Annotated in this window: 17 protein-coding genes; 8 read left to right on the top strand and 9 right to left on the bottom strand. The window is 66.5% G+C overall.

Going from position 1 to position 17,487, the window contains the following annotated elements:
- Window positions 1-4: 4 nt before the first annotated feature.
- The 4 genes from LZ005_RS06395 to LZ005_RS06380 all read right to left on the bottom strand — a co-directional run bounded on the left by LZ005_RS06395 (window position 5) and on the right by LZ005_RS06380 (window position 3,919).
- A complete protein-coding gene (locus LZ005_RS06395; protein WP_237805847.1) occupies window positions 5-1,474 on the bottom strand; it encodes a response regulator in 1,470 nt (489 codons plus the stop codon).
- A 3-nt stretch (window positions 1,475-1,477) separates the two neighbouring features.
- Window positions 1,478-1,891 carry a response regulator gene (locus tag LZ005_RS06390; protein ID WP_237805845.1) on the bottom strand — a complete coding sequence of 138 codons (414 nt, stop codon included), beginning with the start codon at window positions 1,889-1,891 and terminating at the stop codon, window positions 1,478-1,480.
- Window positions 1,892-1,918: 27 nt separating this feature from the next.
- A complete protein-coding gene (locus LZ005_RS06385; protein WP_237805843.1) occupies window positions 1,919-3,412 on the bottom strand; it encodes a PAS domain S-box protein in 1,494 nt (497 codons plus the stop codon).
- Between the two features lie 63 nt (window positions 3,413-3,475).
- On the bottom strand, window positions 3,476-3,919 hold the full coding sequence (locus tag LZ005_RS06380; RefSeq protein WP_237805841.1) for a bacteriohemerythrin: 444 nt from the start codon (window positions 3,917-3,919) through the stop codon (window positions 3,476-3,478).
- A 244-nt stretch (window positions 3,920-4,163) separates the two neighbouring features.
- On the opposite strand from LZ005_RS06380, the gene LZ005_RS06375 reads away from it, so the two are divergent.
- Window positions 4,164-4,832, top strand: a complete 669-nt coding sequence (locus LZ005_RS06375; RefSeq protein WP_237805839.1) for a transposase — start codon at window positions 4,164-4,166, stop codon at window positions 4,830-4,832.
- An 11-nt stretch (window positions 4,833-4,843) separates the two neighbouring features.
- Here the strand turns inward: LZ005_RS06375 and LZ005_RS06370 are convergent, their stop codons facing one another.
- Together LZ005_RS06370 and LZ005_RS06365 are read right to left on the bottom strand one after the other, a co-directional pair.
- Window positions 4,844-6,475, bottom strand: a complete 1,632-nt coding sequence (locus LZ005_RS06370) for a PAS domain-containing protein (RefSeq protein WP_237805837.1) — start codon at window positions 6,473-6,475, stop codon at window positions 4,844-4,846.
- A 19-nt stretch (window positions 6,476-6,494) separates the two neighbouring features.
- Window positions 6,495-7,694 carry a class I SAM-dependent rRNA methyltransferase gene (locus LZ005_RS06365; RefSeq protein WP_237805835.1) on the bottom strand — a complete coding sequence of 400 codons (1,200 nt, stop codon included), beginning with the start codon at window positions 7,692-7,694 and terminating at the stop codon, window positions 6,495-6,497.
- 95 nt (window positions 7,695-7,789) lie between these two features.
- On the opposite strand from LZ005_RS06365, the gene LZ005_RS06360 reads away from it, so the two are divergent.
- From LZ005_RS06360 to LZ005_RS06345, 4 genes are read left to right on the top strand one after another with little or no spacing between them, the layout of a single operon-like run.
- Window positions 7,790-8,185 carry a response regulator transcription factor gene (locus LZ005_RS06360; protein ID WP_237805833.1) on the top strand — a complete coding sequence of 132 codons (396 nt, stop codon included), beginning with the start codon at window positions 7,790-7,792 and terminating at the stop codon, window positions 8,183-8,185.
- Window positions 8,182-8,922 (top strand): YaiO family outer membrane beta-barrel protein, encoded by a 741-nt coding sequence (locus LZ005_RS06355; RefSeq protein ID WP_237805831.1) that lies wholly within the window; start codon window positions 8,182-8,184, stop codon window positions 8,920-8,922. The genes LZ005_RS06360 and LZ005_RS06355 overlap by 4 nt, the downstream gene beginning before the upstream one ends.
- On the top strand, window positions 8,900-9,952 hold the full coding sequence (locus LZ005_RS06350) for a HEAT repeat domain-containing protein (RefSeq protein ID WP_237805829.1): 1,053 nt from the start codon (window positions 8,900-8,902) through the stop codon (window positions 9,950-9,952). Before LZ005_RS06355 ends, LZ005_RS06350 begins: the two co-directional genes overlap by 23 nt.
- Window positions 9,949-11,355: a glycosyltransferase gene (locus tag LZ005_RS06345; protein WP_237805827.1), complete on the top strand. Its 1,407-nt coding sequence runs from the start codon at window positions 9,949-9,951 to the stop codon at window positions 11,353-11,355. The genes LZ005_RS06350 and LZ005_RS06345 overlap by 4 nt, the downstream gene beginning before the upstream one ends.
- 6 nt (window positions 11,356-11,361) lie before the next feature.
- Here the strand turns inward: LZ005_RS06345 and LZ005_RS06340 are convergent, their stop codons facing one another.
- Both LZ005_RS06340 and LZ005_RS06335 read right to left on the bottom strand, forming a co-directional pair.
- Window positions 11,362-13,602: an ATP-binding protein gene (locus LZ005_RS06340; protein ID WP_237805825.1), complete on the bottom strand. Its 2,241-nt coding sequence runs from the start codon at window positions 13,600-13,602 to the stop codon at window positions 11,362-11,364.
- A 28-nt stretch (window positions 13,603-13,630) separates the two neighbouring features.
- Window positions 13,631-14,611, bottom strand: coding sequence for a YafY family protein (locus tag LZ005_RS06335; protein ID WP_237805823.1), 981 nt, complete (start codon window positions 14,609-14,611; stop codon window positions 13,631-13,633).
- Window positions 14,612-14,700: 89 nt separating this feature from the next.
- Here LZ005_RS06335 and LZ005_RS06330 point away from each other — a divergent pair, with 89 nt between their 5' ends.
- The 3 genes from LZ005_RS06330 to LZ005_RS06320 all read left to right on the top strand — a co-directional run bounded on the left by LZ005_RS06330 (window position 14,701) and on the right by LZ005_RS06320 (window position 16,940).
- Window positions 14,701-15,186 (top strand): GAF domain-containing protein, encoded by a 486-nt coding sequence (locus LZ005_RS06330; RefSeq protein ID WP_237805821.1) that lies wholly within the window; start codon window positions 14,701-14,703, stop codon window positions 15,184-15,186.
- Window positions 15,176-15,589, top strand: coding sequence for a response regulator (locus LZ005_RS06325; RefSeq protein WP_237805819.1), 414 nt, complete (start codon window positions 15,176-15,178; stop codon window positions 15,587-15,589). Before LZ005_RS06330 ends, LZ005_RS06325 begins: the two co-directional genes overlap by 11 nt.
- A gap of 61 nt (window positions 15,590-15,650) precedes the next feature.
- Window positions 15,651-16,940 carry an NCS2 family permease gene (locus LZ005_RS06320; protein ID WP_237805817.1) on the top strand — a complete coding sequence of 430 codons (1,290 nt, stop codon included), beginning with the start codon at window positions 15,651-15,653 and terminating at the stop codon, window positions 16,938-16,940.
- Here the strand turns inward: LZ005_RS06320 and LZ005_RS06315 are convergent.
- A complete protein-coding gene (locus LZ005_RS06315) occupies window positions 16,918-17,460 on the bottom strand; it encodes an N-acetyltransferase (protein WP_237805815.1) in 543 nt (180 codons plus the stop codon). The two genes, LZ005_RS06320 and LZ005_RS06315, sit on opposite strands and share 23 nt — an antisense overlap.
- Between the last annotated feature and the right edge of the window lie 27 nt (window positions 17,461-17,487).

Below are 17,487 nucleotides of genomic sequence, written 5' to 3'. Positions count from 1 at the left end.
CCCACTATCCCTTCAATGGCAGGCGCAGTTCCAGCAGGGTACCCTGCCCTGGCCGGCCCATGATTTTCAGTTCACCGTTAAAGCGCCGCGTGCGCTCGTGCATGCCGAGGATGCCGAAAGAGTCGCGGTTGAGCAGACGCTCGGTATCGATGCCGCGCCCATTGTCCTCGATCGTCAGCAGCAGCTGCGCGCCCTCGAGCGCGGCGCGGCAGCGCACCCGCGTCGCCTTGGCATGCTTGACCACATTCGTCAGCGCCTCCTGCACGATGCGGAACACCATCGTGCTGCGCTCCGGGTCAAGCTCCACCGCCGAGACTTCCGGCTCCAGTTCACATTCGCAGTCCAGACCCGCGCGCTGGCGGATCTGCTCGCCATACCATTCGAGCGCAGCCCAGACGCCAAGCTGGTCGAGCACCGAAGGGCGCAGGTCGGAGATCACGCGGCGCACCGTTTCGATGGCGGTCTGGGTCAGGCCGGCCGCGTCGGAGAGCAGCGGATCGGCCGTCTTGCCCTCCTGCTCGGCGCGCTGCAGCACCACCGAGATATACGCCCGGATGCCGGTCAGCAGGCCTCCGAGTTCATCGTGGATTTCACGCGCGATGCGCTTGCGTTCATCTTCCTTGATGGCCTCCTGGTGGGCGGCCAGCTTGCGCAGTTCCGCCTGCGAGGACCGCAGCGCCTGCTCGGCGTGCTTGGAGGCCGTGATATCGACCAGCAGGCCCTGCATGAACAGCGGCTTGCCGGCCGGGTCCAGCACGACTTCGGCCTGATCGCGGAACCACAGGGCCTGGCCACTGCGGGCGAACAGCCGGTATTCGGTGCGCAGCGGCGTGCCGGCGATGCGCGCGGCCGTGATGGCCTGCCAGGCGTGCTGACGGTCGTCCGGGTGCATCATGCTGCGCTGCCAATCCGGATGGGCCAGCCATTCGCCGGGCGAATAGCCGAGGCTGCGGATCTGCGGGCTGATGTACTGCAGGCTGGCCGGCTCGCCCAGGGTAGCGATATAAGTGATGGCCTGAATCTGCTCGACCAGAGTGCGGAACTTCGCCTCGAGCTGGTGCTTATCCTGCATCAGGCGCTGCTCGCGCAGCATGCGCTCGATGGCCCCGGGCAGATAGTCGAGATAGGTGCCGTCGACATCCTTGACCAGATAGTCACGCGCGCCATTGCGCATGGCCTCGGCCGCCACGGCCGCACTGTCGGCGCCGGTCAGCATCATCACCGGCACCGGCAGTTCGCCGGCCGGCGTCTGGGCCACCAGGCGCGCCAGGAATTCCAGGCCCGTCAGATCGGGCAGATGGTAGTCGAGCAGCACACAGTCGGGCGCCTGGGCCAGACACAGCTCCAGACCGCGCTGGCCGCTGTCGGCCTCGATCAGATCGAACTGGCGCGCGCTGTCAGCGGCAAACGCGCGCCGGCAGGCGATGCGGTCAACCAGATCATCTTCGACGATAAGAACCCGGATCGGCACCATGGCTCAGGGCATTTCGCTGATCGTCCAGTACATGTCGATCGAGCGGATCATCTCGACGAAGCGGTGGTAATCCACCGGCTTGGCCATGTAGCCGGCCACCCCGAGATCAAAACTGCGGACCTTGTCCTGCTGCTCTTCGGAGGTCGTCAGGACCACGACGGGAATGCGGCGCAGATTCTCGTCGGCCTTCACGGCCTGAAGGAACTCGATGCCGTTCATGATCGGCATGTTCAAGTCGAGCAGGATGATGCAAGGCCGCTCCACGCCGGGCGTGCGCAGGTGCAGCAGGGCCTCCTCGCCGTTCTCCTTGCTGACGACAGGGTTCACGACATGGATTTCCTTCAGCGCGCGCAGGATGGTCATGACATCGACCTGATCATCCTCCACCAGCAGAATCGGCTTATTCGTAACGTGCATGCTTCCTTCCTGTAAAGATAGGCTGCCTTAGCGAGCGCCGCGAGCGGCAGCCTTCGGTAGTGTAAACCAAAAGCGCGCGCCTTCCCCCACGCGCGATTCCACCCAGACCCGGCCGCGGTACATCTCGACGATCTTCTTCACCAGGGCCAGGCCGACCCCCGTGCTTTCCACCCGATCGCGCGGGGCCAGGGTCTGGAACAGCTGGAAGATGCGCTCGAAATGGCGCGCCTCGATGCCCGGGCCATTGTCGGCCACGCAGAACTTCCAGTCGGCGCCGCCGTCCTCGCACAGGACCTCGATGCGGCCGGCGTCCTTGTCCATATATTTGATGGCGTTCGAGATCAGGTTATGGAACACCTGCTCGATGCGGGTCGGCTCCAGCACCAGGGTCGGCAAGCCCGGCGCCACCGACACCGTGATGTGCGGCGGCGGCGCCAGCAGGTCGACCGTATCGGCCAGCAGCTTGTTCAGGTCGACCGGCACCATCGCCTCCTTGACCCGGCCCACGCGCGAATACTGCAGGATGCCATCGATCAGCCCGCTCATCCGGTGGACCCGGTTGATCAGCAGGCGCATGTGCTCCTTGCCTTCCTCGTTGAATTTGTCGGCGTAGTCGGCCGCCAGCCAGGCCGCCAGCGAGCCGATGCCGCGCAGCGGCGCCTTCAGGTCGTGCGAGACGACGTAGGCGAAGTTGGTCAATTCCTCATTGGCGCTGCTGATTTCCTGCAGCAGACGCTTCATTTCCTCTTCATTGCGCTTGCGCGCCGTGATGTCGCGCACCAGGCCGGTGAACATGCGCCGCCCGCCGATCTGCATTTCGGCCACGGCCAGATCGATCGGAAACACCGAGCCATCCTTGCGCAGGCCCTCGACTTCGCGCCCGATGCCGATGATGCGCTTCTCGCCCGTACCCAGATAGTGGGCCAGATAGCCATCGTGGCGGCTGCGGTGCGGCTCCGGCATCAGCACCGAAACATTCTTGCCGATCAGCTCAGCCTCCGCATAGCCGAACAGGGCTTCGGCGGCCGGATTCAGGCTTTCGAGGATGCCATGCTCATCGATGGTAAGGATGGCGTCGACGGCCGTCTCGAAGATCGCGCGCATGCGCGCCTCGCTCTCCTGCAGGGCCAGTTCCGCCTGTTTGCGCGCGCTGATGTCGTGGATGGTGGCCATCACCATCACCTGCTGGTCCGGCGTGCGCAGCGGCGACAGGCTGACCTCGACCGGGAACTCGCGTCCATCCTGATGGCGCGCCGACAGCTCCAGCCCCGCCCCCATCGAGCGCGACCGCGGCCGCGCAAAATAGGCATCGCGCTGGCCCACGTGGCTGTGGGCGAAGCGTTGCGGGATCAAGGCCTCGATCGGCTGGCCGAGCAGGCCGCCCGGGGCATAGCCAAACAGCTGTTCGACGGCCGGATTGGCCATTTCGATATGGCCGGCGCGATCGACGATCAGCATCGGATCGGTGGCCGACATGAGCAGCCATTCGATGCTCTGGCCGGCGATGGGAGGCGTGTTCACGAAAAATCCTGGCGCAAGACAAAGCGCCATGATAGCGGCACGCGGGCCGCGCGGCCAAGGGTTTCAGGCGCCCTGCATCATTTCCATGAAACCATCGGGCGCCGAACCGAAGCGCGCCTTGGCGCGCAGCCAGCGCGCCGCCATGGTCAAGGCCGCGTCCATGGTCATCATATGGTGATTGAACCAGACCGGCAGCAAGCCCAGCAGCTCACGCGCCGTGCCCATATCCCCCGAGCGCGCAAACGGAATCGCCTGGCGCAGGGTATCGAGCAGACGCGCGTGGTGGGCCGCATGCTCAGCGGCATGAGGCAGGTGCAGCGAGGCGATCAAGGCTTCCTCCGCGTCGAAGGTCGCACACGCGGCTGCCAACAGGCTTTCAAGCTGGGGCGCGAGCAGACTGTCGGGCACGCGTTCCAATTCCGCAAGGCAAGTAAGCATGGCGCGGTGGCCCGCGTCGACCGCATCCTGCCCGGTTTCCATCTGCGCTGACCAGCGAGGTGCCTTCATGATCCCCTCCTCCACAACACCTACAGCCTAATCCCCAGTTTGCGATTTGTCATGTTTCCAATTTGACCCAGATCAAACTTCCCCCAACAAAAATCGGGGTCAGACCCCATTTATCTGCGCGGAAAAATCGGGGTCAGACCCCATTTGTTTGGATGGAAACGTGGCTCGCGCTTTGCGCAAAATCGTATTGTGTGAGCAGGACGGCGCGCAGCATGGCGTCTGCTTGAGTTCACTGGAGCCTTCCATGCCACGCCGCCCCCGTGTTTGCATCCCCGGCCTGACCATGCACGTGGTTCAGCGCGGCAATAACCGTCAGGTCTGCTTTCTGCAGGACGCGGACCGGCGGATGTATCTCGATTACCTGGCCAGCTACAGTGGCCAGCTGGCGTGCGCCGTGCATGCCTACGTGCTGATGGATAACCACGTCCATCTGTTGGTGACGCAAGCCAGCGAAAGCGGCGTCTCTTTGCTAATGAAGCATCTGAACCAGCGCTACGCCCAGTACGTGAACCGCCGCTACACGCGCACGGGCAGCCTGTGGGAGGGGCGCTTTCATGCCAGCGTGACTGAACACGATCACTACGTCCTCGCCTGCCACCGCTATATCGAGAGCAATCCGGTGCGCGCCGGCCTGGTGGCGCACCCGGGCGACTTCCCCTGGTCGAGCTACCACGCGAATGCCGACGGCGCCGGCAAGCCCTGGCTGACGCCCCACCCGGTCATGCTGGACCTCGGCGCCGATGTGTATGCGCGCCGGCGTGCCTATCGCGAACTCTTCCTCGACTCCCAGGCGCACAATGCCGACGAAGCGCTCCGCAAAGCCGTGCAACGCAATCTGCCATTGGAAACAACCAGCGCGCCGCGCGGCCGCCCGCCCCATCAAAAAGTATCCCGCCAGATAAATGGGGTCTGACCCCGATTTGTTTAGGCGGAAAGTGGGGCGACGTCGACGAACCAGGCGACCAGCGCGGGCACGCCGTCAAATTGCAGCGGATAGGTGGACGCCACCACATTGCGCAGATGGCCGTCGGTCTCGCGCAGATGCAGCAGGCTCGGGCCCTTGCCGCTGCGCTGGGCGAACCAGGCGTCCAGACTGGTCACGCCGGGCTCGCTGTCGTGCGGCCCGCGCTCGACGCTGATGCTGGCCGTCTGCGCCGCCAGATACGCATACGCGGTGTTGGCGTAGACGATGCTGGTCTCGCTCAGATGGCGCACGCAGATCGCGAACGGCGCACTGTCGACCATGCTGCGGAATTCCTCGGCCCCGCCCTGCATGCGCGTCAGCGCCGCTTTGCGCTCGCTGATGTCGGTGTGGGTGCCGACCATGCGTTCGGGCTTGCCGAGTGCGTTGCGGCGCACGATCAGGCCGCGGTCGAGCACCCATTTCCAGCTGCCGTCGGCACAGCGCGTGCGGTGCTCGCTCACATAGGTCGCGGTCTTGCCGGTCAGGTAGGCGCGCATGTCGGCCTCGACCTGGGGCCGGTCCTCGGGGTGGATCAGATTCTTCCAGCCTTCGAGGGCCAGATCGGGCGCATCCTCGGGATAGCCGTTCATGGTCTTCCAGCGGCGCGAAAACACCACGTGCCCGGTCTCGAAATTCACGTCCCACACGCCGTCGCCCGAGGCCTCGAGCGCGAACTTCCAGCGCTCCTCGGTTTCGCGCAGCACCTGCTCGGCGCGGCGCCGCTCGGTAATGTCGGTGCCGATCGAGATGTACTGGTACAGCCGGCCATCGGGGCGCTTGAACGGGGTGATGGTGGTGGCGCTCCAGTACAGGCTGCCATCCTTGGCGCGGTTGCAGATCTCGCCCTGCCAGGTCTGGCCTTCGCTGACCGTGCTCCACAGATGCTTCCAGAACGCGTCCGGATGCTGGCCCGAACTGAGCAGGCGCAGGTCGCGCCCCATCAGCTCGCTACGCGTGTACTTGGTCACCTCGCACAAGGTGTCGTTCACATGGATCACGCAGCCATACTGATCGGTGAACGCCACCAGCGCGTGCTCGTTGATGGCGGTCTCGAGGTCGTGGATCTTGGCCAGCGAGGCCGCCAGCGCATCGTGCTTCTGCTGCTGCTTGACCAGATTGTCGTAGGCGCGCAAGGCCGACACCACGACGGTGAACAGCTGCGTGCCGCCAAGCTCGCTCTTGGACTTGTAGTCGTTGATCTCGTAGTCGACGATCACGTGGCGCTCGGGCGCTTCGCCCGGCTGGCCGGTGCGCAGCACGATCTGCACGGCGTGGTTGTCGAGGTCTTCGCGGATGTGGCGCGCCAGGCGCAGGCCGGCGTCGCTGGTTTCCATCACCACGTCGAGCAGCACCAGCGCAATGTCTTCCTGATGGCGCAGGATCGAGGACCCCTGCTGGGCGCTGTAGGCGTGGATGAATTCGATCTTGCGGCCCTGGTACACGGTATTGCGCAGGGCGATCACGGTGACCGTGTGCACGTCTTCGTTGTCGTCCACGATCAGCACGCGCCACGGCGGCGCCGTATCGGCCGGATCGGCGACAGGCGCCGCTTCTTCGGGCGCGAATTCGAGCAGGCTTTCGTCTTGGTCCATCGTGGATGACATCTTGTCCTCAGCGCATCAGCATCAGGCCTTTCAGATACTCGCCCTCTGGGAAATTGGTGCACATCGGGTGATCGGCCCCGGCCGACAGGCGCTTGAGAATGCGCGCGTCCACCTTGGCGTCACTGGCCGCGCCGGCGATGATCTTCTGGAACAGATCGGCCGAGATTGCCCCTGAGCACGAGTAGGTGAACAATAAACCATTCTCCCGCAATAATTGCAAGCCGATCAGGTTGATATCTTTGTACGCACGGGCCGCGCGCTCGACCTGTTGCGGCGAGGCCGCAAATTTGGGCGGGTCGAGAATGATCATGTCGTAAGTACGCCCTTCGTCGCGCAGGTGGCGCAGCAGCTTGAAGACATCGTCGTCCCACCACTCGGCGCGTTCGGGCGCAAAGTCGTTGAGCGCCTGGTTGCGCTGGGCCAGGGCGAGCGCCTCGCCGGCCGAATCGACCGAGGTCACATGCGCGGCGCCGCCCTTGAGCGCGGCCAGCGAAAAACCGCCCGTGTAGCAGAAGCAGTTGAGCACGTCGCGCCCGGCCGCGTGGTCCATCACCAGCTTGCGGTTGTCGCGCTGGTCGACGTAGAAGCCGGTTTTGTGGCCGGTCTTCACATTGATCGCGTAGCGCACGCCGTTCTCGGTGACCAGGGTCTCGTCGCCCGGCTCGGCGCCGGCCAGCACGCCCGTCACCTGGGGCAGACCTTCGCGTTCGCGCACGGCGGCGTCGGAACGCTCATACACGTTGGGGCAGCCGGTGGCGGCGATCAGGGCCTGCACGATCGGCTGCTTCCAGGCTTCCACACCGGCCGACTGGAACTGGCATACCAGCTGGCCGGACGGGCCGCCGTACCAATCCACCACCAGACCGGGGAAGCCATCGGCCTCGCCAAAAATCAGGCGGATTGCGTCGCTGTCGCGCACCACGGCCTGGCGGTAGGCGAGCGCCTTCTGCACGCGGCGTTTGATCATGCCGTGGTCGACCGGTTCGTTTTCGTCGAAGGTCCAGACGCGGGCGCGGATCTGCGAGGCGGGGCTGAAGGCGGCGCGCGCGAGGAAGCGGCCATCGGCGGCCTTCACCACGGCGGTGGCGCCAGGCTTATTCAATTCATCGCGCTTGCCATCGACACGCTCGATCGCGGTGGGGAACACCCAGGGGTGGCGCCGCAGCAGGCTCTTTTCCTTGCCGGGCTTCAGAGTAATGGTCAACATGGCCGCGATTATAACAAGGGGCCTGCGTACAACACCGCCTTCACAGGCTTAGAAATTCCGTTAAGATTGGCGCCAAATCACTTTTCCGAGACGCCATGCCCGACACCACGCCCGCCCGGATCTTCCTGGTGGAAGACGATGAGCACATCAGCCAGGTCCTCCAGTTCATGCTGGAGCGCCAAGGCTATACGGTGGAACTGGCGACCGATGGCCGCGCCGCCATGGCCCGCATCGCTCAGGGCGCGCCGGTGCCGGACCTGATCCTCAGCGACGTCATGCTGCCTTTTCACGATGGCTTTGCGCTGGTGCGCGCGATGCGCGCCCGTAGCGATGGCTGGCAGTCGGCGCCGATTCTGATGCTGACGGCGAAAAGCATGGAGGCCGACATCGTGCGCGCCCTCGACGCCGGCGCCAACGACTATGTGGTCAAACCCTTTCAGCCCAACGAACTGCTGGCGCGCCTGCGCCGCTACCTGCGGAGCACAGCATGAAGGCGCGCGCCCTGCTCCTGCTGCTGGCCGCGTGCGGCGGCGCCCAAGCCGAGGGCCAGTGGCAGGCAGCCCTGTCCAGCACGCGCGACCAGCTGTCGAATGGCGGCAGCGACTGGACCGAGCATAGCCTGAGCCTGCGCCGGGTGAATGGGCGCCATCTGAACGCCGGTCTGGAACTATCTCAGACCGAGCGCTTTGGCCTGCGCGACCAGCGCGTGGCAGCCGACGGCAGCTTGCAGGTGCTGCCCGAGCTGAGCTTCACCGGCGAAGCAGCCTACAGCAGCAGCCACCACGTGCTGGCGCGCGATATGCTGGGCGGCGGCCTGCTGTGGGAAGCCGCCCACGGCTGGCTGCTGCAAGCGGCGGTGCGCACCAGCGGCTACGCCAACGTGCGCGTCAACCAGTTCACGCTCGGCGCCGAGCGCTACACGGGTGACTTCAGCCACGCCCTGCTGCTGCGCAGTGCGCACGCGTATGGCAGCGCGGCGCACAGCGCGGAATGGCGCTCGAACTGGTATTACAGCGACACCGACGCCGTCAGCCTGTCGCTGGCGGCCGGCCAGGAGGCGAGCCAGCTTGGCAGCCGCGTGCTGTTGACCAGTTCGCGCACCCTGGCCGTCACCGGCCACCACAGCCTGGACGCGCACTGGACCCTCCAATACGGCCTGGCGCGCACGCGCCAGCCCGACCTGTACAACCGCACCAGCATCAGCCTTGGGCTTCGGACCGCTTTCTGATCCCTATCTGCGCCTGGCCTTCTGGACCGGGATGGGCGCGCTCGCCCTGACCCTGGCTCTGGCCGGACAGATCGTGCTGATGCGGATCGCTCTGCGCCGCGCCGAACGGCGCGCAGCGCGCCTGGTCGCCGTCTGGCGCCCGCTGCTGGCCATTGCTGCCAGCGAGGACGCGCTGCCGCCTTTGCCGCCGCTGGCGCGGCGCGACGAACTGGCCTTTCTGCGCCTGTGGGTCCATCTGCAGGCCTCGCTGCGCGGCAGCGCGCGCGAAGGCCTGAACCGGGTCGCCCAGGAACTCGGGGCAGAACAGATGGCGCTGCGCTTTCTGGCGCGCGGCAACCGCCCGACCGTGCTGGTGGCCTGCCTGGTGCTTGGCTATCTGCGGGCCGCCTCGGCCTGGCCGCGGCTGCTGGAGATGGCGCGCGGGCGCAATACCCTCGGCTCACTGGTGGCCGCCTGGGCGATGGTGAAGATCGACCCGGCGCGCGCCACCCGCGCCCTCGTCTATCTGGCCATCGGCCGGCCCGACTGGCCGCTGGCCAAAGTCGTCGCCATCCTGCAGGAGGCTGGGCAGGATGCGACCCACGTCTTCACCGAGCAGCTGCAAAACCAACAGGAGGATGCACTGCTGCGCTGCCTGCGCATCGCCGACGGCCTGCGCGTGCAGCTGCCGGCCAGCGTGCACGCGCCGCTGCTCGCGCATCCACGCAGCGATGTGGTGAGCGCGGCCCTGCGCCTGCCGGCCGCGCCGCCCCTGCTGCCGCGCATCCGCGCGCTGGCGCGCCACCCGGACTGGCATGTGCGCGTGCAGGCCGCCAAGGCCCTCGGCCAGGTTGGCCAGGAGGCCGACCTGAATCTGCTGCTGACCCTGTTAATGGATTCGCAATGGTGGGTGCGCTACCGCGCAGCCCAAGCCCTGTGCCGCCTGCCGTTTCTTGACCCGCAGCGCCTGCGCGCCCTGGCTGCGGGCAGCGGCGACCGCTATGCGAGCGACATGATCGAACACGTTCTGGCCGAAGGAGGCCTCGCATGAACTGGCATGGCCTGCTGGTGGATGCCCTCACCTGGTTCATCCTGCTGTACTTCATTCTGCTCAATTGCAGCTACTTGCTGCTTAACCTGGTCTCCATCGTCAGCCTGCGCCGGCGCGCCCAGGAGGCCGTGCTCGATGATCTGCCCCAGGTCTATTCGGGCCTGGAGCCGCCGATCAGCATTCTGGTCCCGGCCTACAACGAGGAAGCGACGATCGTCGCCTCGATCCATTCGATGCTGCAGCTGACCTATGCCGAATTCGAAATCATCGTCATCAACGACGGCTCCAAGGACGGCACGCTGCGCGTGCTGACCGAAGCCTTTGGCCTGCTGCCGCTGTCCGAGGCCTACCGCCTGCAGCTGCCAACGCAGGCCGTGCGCGGCGTCTACCGCTCCACGCGCCACCCCAATCTGCGCGTGATCGACAAGGAAAACGGCGGCAAGGCCGATTCGCTCAACGCCGGCATCAATGCGGCCCGCTATCCACTGTTCTGCGGCGTCGATGCCGACTCCATCCTCCAGCGCGACAGCCTGCAGCGGGTGGTCGCGCCCTTCCTCAGCGATCCGAGCGTGATCGCCACCGGCGGCACGGTGCGCATCGCCAATGGCTGCGAAGTGGCCGGCGGTTTTTTGACCAAGGTCGGCCTGCCGCGCAATCCGCTCGCCCTGTTTCAGGTGGTCGAGTACCTGCGTGCCTTTCTGTTTGGGCGCCTCGGCTGGTCGGCCCTGAACGGCATGCTGATCATCTCGGGCGCCTTCGGCATCTTCCGCAAGGATGTGGTGGTCGCGGCCGGCGGCTACAAGGTCAAATCGATCGGCGAGGACATGGAGCTGGTCGTGCGCCTGCACCGCACCCTGCGCGCACGCGGCCAGGCCTATCGCATCGAATTTGTGCCCGATCCGATCTGCTGGACTGAAGCGCCCGAGGACTTGGCTACGCTGCGCAACCAGCGCATCCGCTGGCAGCGCGGCCTGGGCGAGAGCCTGAGCGCCAACTGGGGCCTGATGTTCAGCCGGAACGGCGGCGCACCCGGCTGGCTGGCCTTTCCCTTCATGGTCCTGTTCGAGTGGCTCGGCCCCCTGATTGAACTGGGCGGCTATCTGTTTATGATTGCGGCCTTCGCCATGGGCTGGGTCTCGTGGCAGGCCTTCAGCGTTTTTTTGTTCGTCGCCATCGGCCTGGGCATCCTGCTGTCGGCGTCGGGCCTGATGCTGGAGGAGATGTCGTTTCACATCTACCCGCGCGGGCGCCAGTTGCTGGCGCTTGGCCTGGTCTGCATCGTCGAAAATTTTGGCTACCGCCAGCTCAATAGCTGGTGGCGACTGGTCGGTCTGTATCGTTGGGCGCGCCAGCAGGACGCCCAGTGGGGCGCCATGAAGCGCAAGGGCAGCTGGCAGGCCTAGCGGTCCTCAGGCCGGCAGGTCGATGATGAAGCTGGCGCCCTTGCCGTCCACGCTCTGGAAGTGGATGCTGCCGCCGTGGGCCTCGACGATGTGCTTGCAGATCGACAGACCGAGGCCGCTGCCGCCTGGCCCTTTCCCGGCCTGGGCAAAGCGCTCGAACACGCGCGCCTGAAACTCGGCCGGAATGCCAGGTCCTTCGTCGCGCACGCGCACCCGCAGGCAGGGGCCGTGACGGCCGGCGCTCAGGTACACCGTGCCGCCCGGCGGCGAAAACTTGATCGCGTTCGACAGCAGATTCGTCAGCACCTGCTGCATGCGGTCGGCATCGAGCCGCGCGGCCAACGCGCCTTCCACCTCGAGCTGCAGGCGCACATTGGCCTCCTCGGCCAGCGGCAGCATGGCGGCACGCGCCTGCTCCAGCACCGGCTGCAGGGCCTGGGGCTGGAACTGGTAGCTCATCTTCCCGCACTCCATCTTCTCAAGGTCGAGCATGTCGTTCACCAGGCGCACCATGCGGTCGCAGCTGCCTTGGGCGACGCGCAGCAGCTTGTCGACGTCGGGCGGCAGCGCGCCGGCCATGCCGTCGACCAGCATGTCGATGGCAGCGCGCAGGGCCGTCAGCGGGGTACGCAGCTCATGCGAGGCGGTGCCGATGAATTCATCCTTGCGCTGCTCCACCTGCTTGCGCTCCGAGATATCGTGCAGGAAGGCGCTGTAAAACTGCTGGCCGCCGGCGGCGACCAAGGTGAAACTGACTTCCACCGGGAAGCTGTGCCCGTCGCGCGCCTGCACCACGCGCTCCAGCCGGCGCCCCTCGGCGCGCGCCACTTCGCCGGCGTCGAGCAGACCGCTGTCAAAGCGCTGCCGGTAAGCGGCAGGAATCAGCAGGTCCGTCACGCGCTTGCCGACTGCCTCCTCGCGCGACCAGCCGAACATGGCCGGCGCCGCGCCGCCCCAATCCTGGATGAAGCCATCGAGGCCGACGGCGAGGTAGGCATCCTGGGCCGCATTCAGAATCGCCTGGACACGCGCCTCGTTCAGGCGCACGGCCTGCAGGGCCGCCTCCAGCGCCACCGTGCGTTCGGCCACGCGCGACTCCAGGCCGGCGTTCAGCGCGGCCAGCGCGCCCTGCTCCTTGCCCAGGTCCTGCACCAGCCGGTCGATCGCGGCGCGCAGGGTATGGACTTCGATATACGTGTCGGCCGCCGCCGGCAAAGGCGCCGGCTGATCGCGCCGCATGGCGCTGGCGGCGTCGGCCAGCGCGGTCAGCGGACGCGAAATCGCGCGCGACAGCCACACGCCGAGCGCCGAGAACAGCAGGGCCACGGCCAGGCCGATCAGCAGCACGCGCCATTGCAGGGCGCGCAGCGGCGCGTAGGCCGCATCGATATCCTGGCGCACCAGGCTCACCCAGCCCAGACCCGGGTAGCTGGCGAAGCCCTGGCTGCGGCTGTAGCCGACCACATAGCTGCGCCCATCGGGCCAGCGCTCCACCAGGTAGCCGGTCTTCTTGCCGGCCGCCGCGAAACTGGCCTGGCTGGCCACATTGGCCGGCATGCCGGGGCTGGCCAGCAGGGCCGAGCCGTCGGTCCCGGCGACTAGCGATTCGGCCTGCAGGCGCTGGGCCACCGGCTCCATGATCGACTGTTCGACCTCGCGCGCCCACTGCCAGGACAGGTGGGCGCCCAACACGGCCACCACCTTGCCTTCGTCGTCCTGCACAGGAAAAGCCACGTCCACAAAGCGGAGCGGCTCGCCGCTGGCATTGGGCAGCAGCTTGGCCAGCTTGACGGCTTCGTGCACATCGCCCAGATACACGCCCTTCTGCGCATTGCCGAACCACGGGCGCTGGCTGATATCGGCGCCTTCGAGCAGTCCGCCGGTGGCAGCCAGCACCTTGCCGTCGAGGGTGGCGATGCCGATCCAGGCATAGTAGGGATAGGTGTCGCGCAGCTGGTCGAGCAGGCGGCGCTGCTCGGCCGGGCGCACGTGGCCGGGCCGCATCTCAGCCCGTTCGGCCATCAGGCGCACTTCACGATAGCGCTCGAACATGCCGCGATCGAGCTTGTCCGACAGCTGGCCGGCCAGTTCGGCCAGGCCATTGCCGATGTTCTCCTTGACCGGCTGCGATGCAGCCACACCGATGACCAGCACCAGAATCAGCGTGAGCACGACCGACAGGCCGGCCAGTGCGGCGGCCAGATAGGCGGCCAGGCCGCGGCGGTGGAGGAATCGGCGAAAAGGCATCACGGGGTCGGGGGGATACGGGGCTTTATCATACCGGCTTTGCCTCCAGCTGGCGCAACGCGGCCCGGCAATGATCGGCCAGGGCGGCGCGCAGGGCCGGCGGCCCCAGCACGCTCACCTGGGGCAGATGGCGCTGAATGTCCATCAGCAGCTCGCGCGGATCGCCATACGGCACGCGCAGGCGGTAGCGCCCGTCGGCCAGCAGTTCGCCCTGCTGGTCCGGATGCCAGTGCTCGCGCGAGACCCAGCGCGCGCGCTCGGGCGCGAACTCCAGTTCGGCCCAATGCAGGGGCCCGCCGGCAAAGGCGCCGTAGCCGCCGTCGAGCCGGCGCTGCACCTCGTCCAGCGCGACCTCGTGCACGGCGCCCTCGGCCGGCACCACCGCGCTCAGGGTCTCGAGCGCAAAGCGGCGCAGGTCCTGGCGCAGGTGGCACCAGGCGTCGAGATACCAGTTATCGCGGTAATACAGCAGGCGCTGGGGCGAGACTTCGCGCTCCTGATGGCTGTCGCGCTCGCGGTGGTAGTGGCGCAGGCGCAGGCGGCGGCGCTGCAGGACCGCCGAGACCACGGTCTCGAAGAACTGCGCCTCGCCCTGGCGCGCCTGCGGGCGCAGAATCTTGACGCGCTCGGCAAAGGCATCAACCGGCACCGCCTTGCTGTCCAACAGCTGGCGCAGACGCTCCTGAAACGGCGCGATGTAGGGCGCCAGCAGGCCCGGGCCGAGCTGGCCCAGCAGCTGCTGCATGGTCAGCAGGGCATGCACCTCGGTGGCGGTGAACCACAGGCCGGGCAGCTCGTATTTCTCGCCGACGCCGGCTTCGCCCAGGCGATAGCCGCCGGCGTCGCGGTCCCAGTCGATGGGCGCGTTCAGGCGGTCGCGCAGATACTCGAGGTCACGTTTGAAAGTGGCTTTGGAAACTTCCAGTTCATGTAAAAAATCCTGCAGGGGCACCACAGTGCGCTCGCGCAGCAGGCGTTCGATCTTTTTCAGGCGTTCGGTCCGATCCATGGGCAGCAATCTACCCGATTCGCGTGCGCCAGTCGACGCCGCCTGAAAAAGCCGCTACAGTGCGATTCACGACAATTCGCCCACATGCTATGCTCGCCGCCCCGCTCCCAGACAACGAGCGTGAACGCCTGGCCGCCTTGCGCGCCCTGCTTATCCTCGACACCCCGCCCGAGGAGCGCTTCGACCGCATCACCGCCTTCGCCGCGCAGGAATTCGCGGTGCCGATTGCCACCATTTCTCTGGTCGACGCCGAGCGCCAATGGTTCAAGTCGCGCGTCGGACTGGACGTGTGCGAGACCGGGCGCGACGAATCCTTCTGCGCCCATGCCATCTTGCAGGACGCCATACTCGTCATCCCCGACGCCCTGGCCGATCCGCGCTTCGCCGACAATCCGCTGGTGACGGGCGCGCCGCACATCCGTTTTTACGCGGGCGCCCAACTGCGTCTGGCCGATGGCAGCAAGCCCGGCACGCTGTGCCTGATCGACCGCGTGACGCGCCAGCTCGACTCGGTGGAACTGGCGATCCTGGCGAGCCTGCGCCAACTGGTGGAGGAGGAACTCCATGCCCGATAGGCAGATGGCGCTGAAACCGATGCTGCTGGTGGAGCCCGACGCCCTGCTGCGCCGCACCGTGGTGATGACGGCGCGCTCGCTGGCGATTGCCGAAATCGTCGAGGCCGGGAATGCCGAGCAGGCCATGCAGGCCCTCAAGTCCACCGAAGTCGGCGGCGCCGTGCTCGCCTTTGACGCCGAACGCTCAGCCTACGACTACGATTTCCGCCTGATCGACCACCTGCGCGAGCGCCCCGCCACGCGGCCGCTGCCGCTGGCCGTGATGGTCAGCCAGGTCGATGGCAAGCTGGCCGAGGCCTTCCGCCAGCGCGAAGTGGCGCGCGTGATCATCAAGCCCTTCCGGGCGCGCACCCTGCTCGACACCTTCGCCGAGTTCCTGCGTCAGCAGGGCGCGGCGTCGTGAACACAGTTGGCAAAGGCCCAACAAGCAGGCACACTCGCGGAAAGCCATTTCTGGAGTTCCCATGCTCGCCTCCTTTTTCCAGCTAAAAGACCATGGCAGTGATGTGCGCACCGAGCTGATTGCCGGGGCGACTACCTTCCTGACGATGGCCTACATCATGTTCGTCAACCCGGCCATCCTCGGGGAGGCGGGCATGCCGCGCGAGGCCGTCTTCGTGGCCACCTGCGTGGCGGCGGCGCTCGGCAGCCTGATCATGGGCCTGTATGCCAACTATCCGATCGGCATGGCGCCGGGCATGGGCCTGAATGCCTATTTCGCCTATGCCGTCGTGCTCGGCATGGGCGTGCCCTGGACCACGGCGCTCGGCGCGATCTTCATTTCCGGTTGCCTATTCATCGCCGTCAGCCTGCTGGGCCTGCGCGAGATGATCGTCAACGGCATTCCGCGCACCCTGCGCTTTGCCATCACGGCCGGACTCGGCCTGTTCCTGGCCCTGATTGCACTGAAAAATGCCGGCATCGTGGCCGCCCATCCGGCCACCTTCATCACAGCCGGCGATCTGCACAAGCCGCCCGCGCTGATGGCCATTGCCGGCTTCGCGCTGATCGTCGTGCTCGACCAGTTCAAGGTGCGCGCCGCGATTTTGATTGGCATTGCGGCCGTCACCGCGCTCAGCTTCGTGTTTGGCGGCAACCAGTTCCACGGCTTTGTATCGGCCCCGCCCTCGCTGGCGCCGACCTTCCTCAAGCTCGACATTCAGGGCGCGCTGTCGATGGGTGTGCTTAATATCGTGCTCGTGTTCTTCCTGGTCGAGCTGTTCGACGCGACCGGCACCCTGATGGGCGTGGCCAACCGCGCCGGTCTGCTCAGCGAAGGCAAGCTCAAACGCCTGAACCGCGCGCTGCTGGCCGATTCGGGCGCTATCGTGGCCGGGGCCATGCTCGGCACATCGTCCACCACCGCGTATATCGAAAGCGCGGCCGGCGTGCAGGCTGGCGGCCGCACCGGCCTGACGGCCCTGGTCGTCGCCCTGCTGTTTCTGGCCTGTCTATTTATTGCCCCGCTGGCTGGGGTGGTGCCCGCCTATGCGACCGCACCGGCCCTGCTGTTCGTGGCCTGCCTGATGCTGCGCGACCTTTCCCATTTCGACTGGGAAGACAGCACCGAGAGCCTGCCCGGCGCGATTACCGCGATCAGCATTCCCTTCACCTACTCGATTGCGCACGGCATCGCGTTTGGTTTCATCAGCTATGCCGGACTGAAGCTGCTGAGCGGGCGCGGGCGCGAGGTCCAACCTGTGGTCTGGGTGATCGCCGCCGTCTTCGTGTTCAAGCTCGCCTGGCTGAACTGAGCAGGCTGCGCCGCATGATGATGGCCGGGTGGCCGGGGAAGTAGCCATCGATCTGGCCAATCTCGCCAAAGCCCGCGCTGCTGTAAATGCGCCGTGCGCCCAGCCATTCGGGATGCACGATCAGGATGGCCGAGCACAGCCAGGGGGCGCTCGCTTGCATGCGCGCCAATGCGCCTTCAAATAGACGCCGGCCCCAGCCGCCGCCGCGCAGGGCCGGGTCGATCACCGTCGAGGACACATAGACTTCGGTGCCGTCGGCGCGATGAGTGTCGGCCGCCGCGTGGTCGCGGGCGAAGCGCGCCGCGTCGATGTCTGGCGCATACGGCCAGAACTCGGCGCACAGATAGCCGTACAGACGGCCGTCGCCGCCATCGATGACCCAGCAGCCGCCGGGAAAGGCGGCCAGGCGGCCGGCAAAGGTTTCCGCCGTTTCCTGAATGGCGGGCGCAAAGCCAGCCCGCTCCAGGCGCATCAACTCGTCCAGATCGGCGCCCTGCGCCTGCCTGATCACTGCTTCCACTCCCGCTCCCGACAAACTCGACAGGCG

The sequence above is a fragment of the Massilia sp. TS11 genome (genome assembly GCF_022012445.1).
Taxonomy (GTDB): Bacteria; Pseudomonadota; Gammaproteobacteria; order Burkholderiales; family Burkholderiaceae_D; genus Telluria.
This window is presented reverse-complemented; position numbering and strand designations above follow the sequence as displayed.

Excerpts from the sequence above, each read along its gene's own strand:
- LZ005_RS06395 (WP_237805847.1), bottom strand. The coding sequence starts at position 1,474 with ATGGTGCCGATCCGGGTTCTTATCGTCGAAGATGATCTGGTTGACCGC.
- LZ005_RS06390 (WP_237805845.1), bottom strand. The coding sequence starts at position 1,891 with ATGCACGTTACGAATAAGCCGATTCTGCTGGTGGAGGATGATCAGGTC.
- LZ005_RS06380 (WP_237805841.1), bottom strand. The coding sequence starts at position 3,919 with ATGAAGGCACCTCGCTGGTCAGCGCAGATGGAAACCGGGCAGGATGCG.
- LZ005_RS06375 (WP_237805839.1), top strand. The coding sequence starts at position 4,164 with ATGCCACGCCGCCCCCGTGTTTGCATCCCCGGCCTGACCATGCACGTG.
- LZ005_RS06370 (WP_237805837.1), bottom strand. The coding sequence starts at position 6,475 with ATGGACCAAGACGAAAGCCTGCTCGAATTCGCGCCCGAAGAAGCGGCG.
- LZ005_RS06365 (WP_237805835.1), bottom strand. The coding sequence starts at position 7,694 with ATGTTGACCATTACTCTGAAGCCCGGCAAGGAAAAGAGCCTGCTGCGG.
- LZ005_RS06360 (WP_237805833.1), top strand. The coding sequence starts at position 7,790 with ATGCCCGACACCACGCCCGCCCGGATCTTCCTGGTGGAAGACGATGAG.
- LZ005_RS06355 (WP_237805831.1), top strand. The coding sequence starts at position 8,182 with ATGAAGGCGCGCGCCCTGCTCCTGCTGCTGGCCGCGTGCGGCGGCGCC.
- LZ005_RS06345 (WP_237805827.1), top strand. The coding sequence starts at position 9,949 with ATGAACTGGCATGGCCTGCTGGTGGATGCCCTCACCTGGTTCATCCTG.
- LZ005_RS06340 (WP_237805825.1), bottom strand. The coding sequence starts at position 13,602 with ATGCCTTTTCGCCGATTCCTCCACCGCCGCGGCCTGGCCGCCTATCTG.
- LZ005_RS06335 (WP_237805823.1), bottom strand. The coding sequence starts at position 14,611 with ATGGATCGGACCGAACGCCTGAAAAAGATCGAACGCCTGCTGCGCGAG.
- LZ005_RS06330 (WP_237805821.1), top strand. The coding sequence starts at position 14,701 with ATGCTCGCCGCCCCGCTCCCAGACAACGAGCGTGAACGCCTGGCCGCC.
- LZ005_RS06325 (WP_237805819.1), top strand. The coding sequence starts at position 15,176 with ATGCCCGATAGGCAGATGGCGCTGAAACCGATGCTGCTGGTGGAGCCC.
- LZ005_RS06320 (WP_237805817.1), top strand. The coding sequence starts at position 15,651 with ATGCTCGCCTCCTTTTTCCAGCTAAAAGACCATGGCAGTGATGTGCGC.